The organism is Mycobacterium venezuelense, from assembly GCF_054919535.1.
Window position 1 is genome coordinate 187,652 of sequence record NZ_JBONDW010000012.1, and the last position, 9,736, is coordinate 197,387.

The window sequence follows — 9,736 nt, forward strand, 5'->3', positions numbered from 1 at the left end:
ACTGCGATCCCGGTCACAGTCAGTCCAAGACCGACCCACCAGCGAATCCTCGCCGAAACTGTGCCGAAACAAACTGCCCCTAACTTCACAGAAGCATGAGCGATGGCAGCAACCCACGTTTCTTGCAAGGTGCCTTCGAATTCGAGGGCAACGGCCTCGACAAACCCGTCCTGATCGACGAGTCGCTGCGGTACGTGGTTCCGGCGGGCGCCGTCACGCAGCCGGTGTATTTCCGTGGTGGCAACTCCACCGACGAAATGGTGACGGTGGTGCTGTACCGCGACGGCACGCCGATGCGATACTTCCCGATCGCGGCCAAGGGCGCCACCCACGTGGCACTGCGGGTGGTCGAGGATCTGCTCGGCGACACCGTGCTGGAGTTGTTCATCGCCGCCCCTGCGGCCTGTTCTGGCAGTGTGGTCATCGACCTCGGATTGGTGGAGATCCCGTGAAGCGCCGGCTTGTCGTCGTCGGCAACGGCATGGCAGGGGTGCGCGCGATCGAGGAGATCCTGGCGCGGGGTGGCGGTGCGACGTTCGACATCACGGTGTTCGGCGACGAGCCCTACGGCAACTACAACCGCATCCTGCTGTCCAATGTTCTTGCGGGAAGCGATGATTCACACGAGATCTACCTCAACCCGACGGACTGGTACGACGACAACGCCATCGACCTGCGCGCCGGGGTCCGGGTGGTGCGCATCGACACGTTCGCCCGGCTCGTACATGCCGACGACGGGTCGACCATCCGGTACGACGACCTGATCCTGGCGACCGGTAGCCGCTCGTTCTTCCCGCCGATGGCCGGGCTATGGGCCGACGACAAGACGCTCACCGACGGCGTATTCGGGTTCCGCACCCTCGACGACTGCATGGGCATGATCTCCGAAGCCGTGAACCGCACGAAGGCCGTCGTGATCGGTGGCGGCCTGCTGGGGCTGGAAGCCGCTCGAGGCCTGCAGAACCGTGGGCTGGCCGTCGAGGTCGTCCATGCCGGCCCGACGCTGATGAACGCCCAGCTCGACGATTCCGCGGGCGCGATCCTGCGCCGATCGGTTGAGCACATCGGAATCACGGTGCACACCGACAAACGCACGACCGAGGTTCGTACCGACGAGTACGGGCGGCTGTCGGGCATCGTGTTCTCCGACGGCAGTTCGATCGATTGCGACATGTTGGTGATCGCCACCGGCATCCGGCCCAATGTGGGTCTGGCGCAGCGGGCCGGCCTGACGGTCGAACGCGCGATCGTCGTCGACGACCACATGCGCTCGGTCGACGACGAGCACGTCTATGTGGTCGGCGAATGTGCCCAGCACCGTGGGCAGGTGTACGGGTTGGTGGCGCCGCTGTGGGAGCAGGCAAGCGTGCTGGCCGATCACATCACCGGAACCGATACCGCTGCGGTGTACCGGGGTTCGCGCACCGCGACCAAGCTCAAGGTCGCGGGCGTCGACGTCGCCGCGATGGGACTCAAAGCACCCGAGCTTCCCGACGACGAATTCGTCCAGTACTCCGAGCCGAAGCACGGCGTCTACAAGACGATCGTCATCCGCGACGGCAAGCTCGTGGGCGCCACGCTGGTCGGGGACGTTTCGAAGGTGTCCTTTCTGACCCAGGCCTTCGACAGCGGTCTGCCGCTGCCCGAGGAACGGGTTTCGCTCATGTTCGACATCGGCACGCCCGATGTTTCCGTCGGAGTCGCCGAACTGTCCGATGACGCCCAGGTGTGCAACTGCAACGGGGTCTCCAAGGGGACGCTGGTTTCCTGCGTAGAGTCGGGCGAGACATCGGTGACCGGTGTGATGGCGAAAACCAAGGCGGGCAAGGGCTGTGGCTCGTGCAAGGAGTTGGTGGGCCAGATCGTCGAGTGGGCCGCGGGCGGTGCCGTCACCGAGGATCCGTCGGCCTTCTGGTACGTACCTGCTATCCCGTACGACAAGGCGACGCTGATGCGCCACATCCGCGAACTCGAATTGCACTCGGTATCATCGGTGTTCGCCGCGCTCGCACCGGACGGCAAAGAGGATGCGAATTCGAAGATGGCGCTTTCCTCACTGCTGGAGATGATGTGGGCCGACGAGTTCGTCGACGAACTCGATGCCAGGTTCATCAACGACCGGGTACACGCCAACATTCAGCGCGACGGCACGTTCTCGGTGGTGCCACAGATGAAGGGCGGCGTGACCGACGTCGCGCAGCTGCGCAAGATCGCCGATGTCGCCGAGAAGTACGACGTGCCGATGATCAAGCTGACCGGCGGGCAACGTATCGACCTGCTCGGGGTGCGCAAGGAGGACCTGCCCGCGGTGTGGGCCGATCTCGACATGCCGTCGGGCTATGCATACGGCAAGAGCTTCCGCACCGTCAAAACCTGTGTGGGCAGCGACTTCTGCCGATACGGCCTCGGCGATTCGACGGCGCTTGGCATTGCCATCGAGGAGCGATACCAGGGCCTCGCCAGTCCGGCCAAGATGAAGCTCGCGGTCACCGGTTGCCCGCGTAACTGCGCCGAGGCGCTGTGCAAAGACCTCGGCGTGGTCGCGGTGGGCGACGGCCGGTGGGAGATCTATGTGGGCGGCGCGGCCGGCGCCCACATCCGCAAAGGTGACCTGCTGGCCACGGTCGACGATCCCGACACCGTCATCTCGCTCACCGGCCGGTTCCTGCAGTACTACCGCGAAAGCGCGAACTGGCTTGAACGCACGTACAAGTGGGTGCCCCGCCTCGGGATCGAGCACATCCGGGCCGTGGTGTTCGACGAGGCAATCGCCGAGGGCTTGGACGCCCGCATGCAGAAATCCATCGATGCGTACCAGGATCCGTGGCTCGATGGCCGCGAGCCTGCGACGAATGGTCAGTTTCGGACGTCGTTGCCGCTTCTGCCGCTCCCCCAGGTTCCGGTCCGATGAGCGCTTGCGCGAAGAGAATCGAGCACCGATGAGTGACCTCGGGCCGGTCGATCAGATCCCCGTCGGCGAGGGACGCACCTTTGCCGTCGACGGCACCCAGATCGCGGTGTTCCGGTTGCGCGACGGATCGCTGCGCGCGATCGATGCGGTGTGCCCGCACAAGGGCGGTCCACTGGCCGACGGGTTGGCCGACGACACCGTCGTGGTGTGCCCGCTGCACGGCGCGACGTTCGACATGTGCAGCGGAATCGAAGCCGCGGGTGAACTGTCGGTGCGCAGCTACCCCGTCACAGCCGTGGACGGGGCTATCCGGCTCACGCTCTGAACGGCACCGTGTGGGAATACCCAGCTGTCTGAGGCAGTTCGGTGACATACCACTCGTCGTGGACAGCTGAAGGAGCACATCATGCGTTACGCCATCATCGGAGCGGGAAATATCGGTTCAGCCGTTGCGGGACATTTCAACCGCACCGGCACCGACGTCGCGCTGGCCGCGTCACGCGGCATCGATGCGGTCCGCGGCACCGCCGAGGCCATCGGACCTCACGTCATCCCGTCCGACGTCATGGACGCACTGCGAGCCGACATCGTCATTCTTGCCGTCCCGTTCGAGGCGGTACAAGACCTGGTCGGGTCGGTTCCGGACTGGCAGGGCCGCATCATCGTCGACGCCACGAACGCCATCGACTACCGCGACTTCTCTCCCGCCGACCTCGACGGCCAGGCGTCTTCTGACCTTGTCGCCGAGTGGGCCCAAGGTGGCCGAGTGGTCAAGGCTTTCGGCCACACCTGGGCAAAAGTGCTTGCGCGCGATCCCGGCGACGGGCGTGGTGGCCGACGTGTGCTGTTCGTGTCAGGAAACCATCCGGAAGCGAATAGCGCAGTAGCCCAGTTGATCTCGGATCTTGGATTTGAGGCGGTCGACCTCGGGCGCAACGACGGCGGCGGACTGCTACAGCAATTCGGTGGTCCGTTGACTACCAAGAGCTTCATCTCCCAGCCCATCACCGGATCGAGCCCAGCCGAGATGGACCTTGTGCAGCCGTGACGCCGGTGGCTTGTCTCAGTACCCCTTCGGCTTGACCGCCAGCACGGGCTTGAGGCACTCCAGCAGCAGGCGCTGCGACACGCTGCCGAGCAGCAACTTGCCCACCGGGCTGCGGTGCCGGATACCGATCACGAGCAGATCGGCATCCGGACTGTCCATCGCATTGAGTAGCTCCTCGGCCGCGTCGACGCCGACCGGCTGGCGCAGTTCGAAGGCCACGCCGCTCGCCCGCAGATGCTCCTCGACATCGTGGACCTCACCCGAGCGGGCGAACCGGGAATCGACATACGCGTCGCCCGCGGTCGCGTTGATCACGAGCAGATCGGTGTTGCGCAGCTTGGCTTCTGCGATGCCGTGCTCGATCGCGGCACGGCCGAACGGGTCTGCGCTGTAGCCGATGACGATCATTGCTGAGCCTGCGCTTTCTGCTGTTGATCCGCGTCGTCCTCGACGATCAGCAGGGTCTCCTCGCTGCGATGCATCAGTTTGAGCACCAGCGGCATCAGCAGCAGGATCGCCATGAGCACATAGGTCACGATCGCCACGGGTTCGGTGAACAGGCTTGTCCAGTCACCGCCGCCGAGCTGCAGGCTCTGGCGCAGTTGCCGTTCGATGCGCGGACCGAGGATGACACCGATGATGAGCGGCAGCACCGGCAGTCCGAATCGGCGCATCATCAATCCCAGCAGCCCGAAGACCAGCAACAGGGCCAGGTCCAGCGCTTGCACGTTGACCGCGAGCGCGCCAAGGGTCGCGAAGAACAGGATTCCGGCGTACAGGTAAGGCCGCGGTGTGCGAAGGAGTTTGGCCCACAGCGGCGCCAACGGCAGGTTGAGCACCAACAGCAGGAAGTTGCCGATGAACAGGCTCGCGATCAACGTCCAGATGAGCAGCGGCTCTTTCTCGAAAAGCGTTGGACCGGGCTGAATTCCGTAGGATACGAATGCGGTCAGCATCACCGCCGCCGTCGCGTTGGTGGGCAGGCCCAGCGACAGCATGGGCACGAGAGTGCCTGCGGCCGAGGCGTTGTTGGCCGCCTCCGGGCCTGCCACGCCCTCGATCGCGCCCTTGCCGAACTCCTCCTTGTGCTTCGACAGCCGCTTCTCGGTGATGTAGGACAGGAACGTCGGCAGTTCGGCACCGCCCGCCGGTAGCGCACCGAACGGGAATCCGTATGCGGTCCCGCGCAGCCACGGCTTCCATGACCGCGCGAAATCCTGGCGGCTCATCCACGGCCGGCCCACCGGGACCACGTCGGCGGGGCGGCGCCGCAGGTGGGCGGCCACCCACAGGGCTTCGCCGAGCGCGAAGATCGCGACGGCGATCACCACGATGTCGATGCCGTCCGACAACTGGGGCAGACCGAATGTCGCGCGGGGTTGACCGGTCAGGAAATCGATGCCGACGACGCCGATCGCCAGGCCGAGGAACAGTGAGATCGCGCCGCGCAGCTTCGACGCGCCGAGCACGGCCGTGACCGCGACCAACGCGAACAACATGATGGCCAGGTACGACGGGGCGCCGAGCGTCACCGCGAACCGCGAGATCGGCGGCGCGAACGCGGCAAGCAGTGCCGTGCCGATCGCACCGGCCACGAAGGATCCGATGGCCGCGGTCGCCAGGGCTTGTGCGGCACGCCCGGCCTTCGCCATCTTGTTGCCCTCGATCGCGGTGATCACCGACGACGATTCGCCCGGCGTGTTCAGCAGGATCGACGTCGTGGATCCGCCGTACATACCGCCGTAGAAGATGCCGGCGAACATGATGAACGCCGCACTGGGGCTGACGTTGTAGGTGACGGGCAGCAGCAGCGCCACCGTCATCGCCGGGCCGATGCCCGGCAGCACACCCACCGCGGTGCCCAGCAGTACACCGATCACCGCGTACAGCAGGTTCATCGGAGTCGCCGCCTCGGCGAACCCCTGCAGAAGCCAGTCGAAGTTCTCCATTTACAGAATCCCGTCCAGAATGCCTGCGGGCAGCGGAATTCCGAGCCCGGAGTAGAACGCGTAGAAGCTCGCGACCGAAAGCACCGCCCCGATGGCGATGTTGCGGACATAGTGACGGTTGCCGAGAATCGTTGCGGCCCCGGCGAACAGCAGCGTGCCGGTGATCGCCCACCCGAGCGGATCGACGAGCACGATCACCAACACGAACAGGCCGACGAGCAATCCGACCGTGCGCCAATCCCCTGGCGAGTTCGGGTCGACGTCCTCGCCCGCGTCGGCCTCACCGACCGAACCGCGCGGGATCGCGACCGCCAACACCACCGCCAGCGCGATGAGCACTATCCCGATGACGAGCGGAAACAGTTTCGGCCCGACCGGATCGACCTTCGCGAACCCCTCCGCCAGCGTCAGCGCGTCGAATATCAGGAACCCGCCGACCACGACGAGGACGAGACAGACGAGATACTGGGCCTTGTCGACTTTCACAGCAACCCCAATTCCGTCAGCGTCGTCGAGACGCGGTTGTCCTGATCCCGTAGGAACTGCTCGAATTCCGACCCGGTCGTGAAGGCGTCGCTCCAGCCGTTCTTGACCAGCGCGTCCTTCCACTCCTGGGTGTCGTGCAGATCGGTCAGTGCCTGCACCATGGCCTGTTTGGCGTCACCGGATATGCCTGGCGGAGCGAGGATTCCGCGCCAGTTCGTGAACGTGAGGTCAATGCCGGCCTCCGTGAGCGTCGGCGCGTCGATGCCTTCCACCCGCTCCTTGCCGGAGACCGCGAGCACGCGCACCTGGCCGGCCTCGATCTGGTCGACGAACTCACCGAGCCCCGTGGTGCCTGCCGATATCTTCTTGCCGAGCAGTGCGGTCAAGAGGTCGCCGCCGCCGTCATAGGTGATGTAGTTGACGGTGCGCGGGTCCACGCCGACCGCGCGTGCGGTTTCCATCGGGAACAGGTGATCGGGCCCGCCCGGCGAGGATCCGCCGCCGATCGTGACCTTGGCCGGATCGGCCTTCCACGCCGCGACCAGATCATCGATCGTGCGGAACGGTGAGTCACCCGGCACGAGGATGCCTTCCTGCTCCTCGACCATCTTGGCCAACGCAGTCGCATCGGACGCCCGTGCCGACGATCCGTTCGTGTAGACCGCGCCCACCACGCCGAGCCCCATCATCATCATGAGGTCGTCGTTGCCTTTTTCGTTCATGAGGCGGGCCATCGCGACCGTGCCACCGGCACCGATGACGTTGAAGACCTCGATGCGCCCGGTGATGTCGGTGTCCTCCATGATCTTGACCGCGGTGCGCGCGGTGAGGTCATAGCCGCCGCCCGGGCTGTTCGGCACCATCATGCGCAACCGGTGCAGGCCGCGGGACTCGTCACCGCGAGTGACCCCGCAAGCCGTCGCGAGCATGGCCGCGACCAACGCGACCATCAGCGCGGCGCACAATCGTCGAAACGTCACAGCAGTCCCCAATCACTCATATGTGATGCTCAGCAATACTGAACCCAATGAGTGACTCAGGTCACCGATTCGAACGCAAAGGAAGTATTGGTCATTGAGTTCACCGCAGCCGAGACTGTGGGGCTTGCCGAGGGACCGGACCTTGGCGGGCCGATTCCTGGTGTTCCAGCTGCTGGTGGTGGCGGTCGTGCTGGTGGCGGTGGCCGCGGTATCCGTGGCGCAATCAACCCGCGAGTTTCGCGATGTCCGCGGGCAGCGCATGATCGCCGTCGCCGAGAACGTCGCGTCGACCCCGATTGTGCGGGACCGCCACAGCGATCCGTTCGCCGCCCAGATTCTCGCGCCGGAGGTGGACCGGGCCGTGGCACTGTCCGGGGCCGACCTCGCCGAGATCACCGATCCGCAGGGCACCGTGCGGGCATCGTCGGATCCGAGCCGCATCGGGCAGCGGGTCGACCTCGGCCCGAGCCGAGCCGATGAGGGGCGGGCATGGTTCGGCGACAGCGATATCGAGGGCGTGCACAGTCTGGTCGGTCAGGTGCCGATACTGTCGGCCACCGGGCAGCTGCTGGCGATCGTCTCGGTGAGCGAACGCTATCCGTCGGTGTGGGAGCTGATCAGCGGCGCCGGGGAGCGGTTGCTGATCTACCTCGGAATCGGCGCCGCGCTCGGCCTGCTCACCTCGTGGCTGTTGTCGCGGCGGATCAAGCGCCACACGCGCGGATTGGACATAGCCGAGATCGCGAGCCTCGCCGATCACCGGGAAGCGTTGTTGCACAGCATTCGTGAGGGTGTGGTGGCGGTCAACACCGACGGCGTCATCACCGTCCTCAACGACAGTGCGTCCGATCTACTGGGCATCAGCGCCGACACGGTCGGTCGCCGTGTCGACGAGGTCGGCCTGGAACCCGCAGTGGTCGATTTCCTGCTGGCCGCCGAAGACAACCGCGCCGACGAACACGACGTCATCATCGCGACGCGGACCCGGGTGCTGGCGCTCAACCGGCGCGCAGCCAGCAGCCAGGGGCAGCGCATCGGTACGGTGACCACCATGCGCGACAGCACCGAACTCGCTGCCCTGCAGGCGCAATTGTCCTCGCACCGCAGTGTCACCGACACATTGCGGGCCCAGACCCACGAATTCGCGAACCAGCTCCACACCATCTCCGGATTGGTTCAACTCGAGGAGTACGACGCGGTACGGGATCTGGTCGGAACCCTCACACGCCGCCGCGCCGAAATCAACGAGGCTGTTACCCAACGTATTTCGGACCCGGCGGTGGCCGCCCTGCTGATCGCCAAGACATCCCTTGCCGCCGAGAGCGGCGTGGCGCTCAGCCTCGCCGAGGACAGCCACCTCGCCGCGCTCGATCCCGCGCTCGCCACCGATGTGATCACGTTGCTGGGCAATCTGATCGACAATGCCGTCGATGTGTCGGTGGGCTCGACACCCGCGCAGGTGTGCGTACGGATCGACGACGCGGCCGGCTTGCTGCTCGCCGTATCGGATTCCGGACCCGGTGTGCCAGAACATCTTCGGGAGTTGATCTTCGCCCGCGGCGTGACCTCGAAGACGGAGGTGCCCGGCGGGCGCGGCATCGGCCTTGCCCTGGTGCGGCTGGTCACCGCCCAGCATGGCGGCACGGTAGAGGTCACCGACGGGCCCGACGGCGGAGCATCTTTCGTGGTCCGGTTGCCCGAAGACACCAAGCGGGCCGTGCATGCGTGACGTACTTGTCGTTGACGACGATTTCATGGTCGCCGAGATTCATCGCCGATTCGTCGAACGCGTCGACGGTTTCCGCGCCGTCGGCGTGGCACGCAACGGCCAGGAAGCCTTGACGGCGGCCGCCGAATTACGACCCGATCTGATCCTGCTCGACGTCTACCTGCCCGACATGACCGGGCTGGAGGTCCTGCAGCGACTGCGCGCCGAAGGCGACCTCGTCGGCGTCATCATGATCACCGCGGCCCGCGAACTCGACACCGTGCGAGGCGCACTCGATGGCGGCGCCGCCGACTATCTGATCAAGCCGTTCGAATTCGATCAACTGCGCGCCAAGCTTGCGGCGTTCGCGGCCCGCGCCGATGCGCTGGCCGCCGAAGGCGGCGCGAGTCAGTCCATGATCGACGCGCTGTTCGGTGGAAGCTCAAGCGCGACAGCGCCTTTGCCGAAAGGGCTTGGCGTCGAGACCGGCCGGCTCGTCATGGATGCGGTGCGCGCCACGGGTGAGGTGTCCGCGGCCGAGTGCGCCGAACTGGTCGGGATCTCACGCGTGAGCGCACGCCGGTACCTCGAGCACTACCTGAGCACCGGAGCCCTGGAGCTGCGCCTGCAGTACGGCACCGGCCGTCCGGAGCG

10 protein-coding genes are annotated in these 9,736 nt (G+C 65.7%); 6 read left to right on the forward strand and 4 right to left on the reverse strand.

The window, feature by feature from the left end; all coding sequences use genetic code 11:
- The first annotated feature begins 95 nt into the window (after positions 1–95).
- The 4 genes from ACRCUN_RS20725 (at position 96) to ACRCUN_RS20740 (ending at position 3,959) form a co-directional block, all read left to right on the forward strand.
- Complete coding sequence (locus ACRCUN_RS20725; RefSeq protein ID WP_462143491.1) at positions 96–452, forward strand: molybdopterin oxidoreductase; 357 nt, start codon at positions 96–98, stop codon at positions 450–452.
- Entirely contained in the window at positions 449–2,911 is a 2,463-nt protein-coding gene (gene nirB, locus ACRCUN_RS20730; RefSeq protein WP_462143492.1) for a nitrite reductase large subunit NirB, read from the forward strand. The genes ACRCUN_RS20725 and nirB overlap by 4 nt, the downstream gene beginning before the upstream one ends.
- 28 nt (positions 2,912–2,939) lie before the next feature.
- Positions 2,940–3,236 (forward strand): Rieske (2Fe-2S) protein, encoded by a 297-nt coding sequence (locus ACRCUN_RS20735; RefSeq protein ID WP_462143493.1) that lies wholly within the window; start codon positions 2,940–2,942, stop codon positions 3,234–3,236.
- A 66-nt stretch (positions 3,237–3,302) separates the two neighbouring features.
- Positions 3,303–3,959 carry an NADPH-dependent F420 reductase gene (locus ACRCUN_RS20740; RefSeq protein WP_462143516.1) on the forward strand — a complete coding sequence of 219 codons (657 nt, stop codon included), beginning with the start codon at positions 3,303–3,305 and terminating at the stop codon, positions 3,957–3,959.
- A 15-nt stretch (positions 3,960–3,974) separates the two neighbouring features.
- Here ACRCUN_RS20740 and ACRCUN_RS20745 read toward each other — a convergent pair whose 3' ends face one another.
- The 4 genes from ACRCUN_RS20745 to ACRCUN_RS20760 are packed head-to-tail and all read right to left on the reverse strand — an operon-like array spanning position 3,975 to position 7,344.
- A complete protein-coding gene (locus ACRCUN_RS20745) occupies positions 3,975–4,367 on the reverse strand; it encodes a universal stress protein (protein WP_462143494.1) in 393 nt (130 codons plus the stop codon).
- Positions 4,364–5,908 (reverse strand): tripartite tricarboxylate transporter permease, encoded by a 1,545-nt coding sequence (locus ACRCUN_RS20750; protein ID WP_462143495.1) that lies wholly within the window; start codon positions 5,906–5,908, stop codon positions 4,364–4,366. Before ACRCUN_RS20750 ends, ACRCUN_RS20745 begins: the two co-directional genes overlap by 4 nt.
- Entirely contained in the window at positions 5,909–6,394 is a 486-nt protein-coding gene (locus ACRCUN_RS20755; protein WP_462143496.1) for a tripartite tricarboxylate transporter TctB family protein, read from the reverse strand. It lies immediately after the preceding gene.
- Entirely contained in the window at positions 6,391–7,344 is a 954-nt protein-coding gene (locus ACRCUN_RS20760) for a Bug family tripartite tricarboxylate transporter substrate binding protein (RefSeq protein WP_462143517.1), read from the reverse strand. Before ACRCUN_RS20760 ends, ACRCUN_RS20755 begins: the two co-directional genes overlap by 4 nt.
- 124 nt (positions 7,345–7,468) lie before the next feature.
- On the opposite strand from ACRCUN_RS20760, the gene ACRCUN_RS20765 reads away from it, so the two are divergent.
- On the forward strand, positions 7,469–9,103 hold the full coding sequence (locus tag ACRCUN_RS20765) for a sensor histidine kinase (protein WP_462143497.1): 1,635 nt from the start codon (positions 7,469–7,471) through the stop codon (positions 9,101–9,103).
- Positions 9,096–9,736 (forward strand): response regulator (locus tag ACRCUN_RS20770; RefSeq protein ID WP_462143498.1); only part of this gene is annotated, 641 nt, incomplete at its 3' end. The genes ACRCUN_RS20765 and ACRCUN_RS20770, both read left to right, overlap by 8 nt.

Coding starts and splice junctions, on each gene's coding strand:
- ACRCUN_RS20760 (WP_462143517.1), bottom strand. CDS start 7,344: ATGGTCGCGTTGGTCGCGGCCATGCTCGCGACGGCTTGCGGGGTCACT.
- ACRCUN_RS20750 (WP_462143495.1), bottom strand. CDS start 5,908: ATGGAGAACTTCGACTGGCTTCTGCAGGGGTTCGCCGAGGCGGCGACT.
- ACRCUN_RS20725 (WP_462143491.1), top strand. CDS start 96: ATGAGCGATGGCAGCAACCCACGTTTCTTGCAAGGTGCCTTCGAATTC.
- ACRCUN_RS20735 (WP_462143493.1), top strand. CDS start 2,940: ATGAGTGACCTCGGGCCGGTCGATCAGATCCCCGTCGGCGAGGGACGC.
- ACRCUN_RS20745 (WP_462143494.1), bottom strand. CDS start 4,367: ATGATCGTCATCGGCTACAGCGCAGACCCGTTCGGCCGTGCCGCGATC.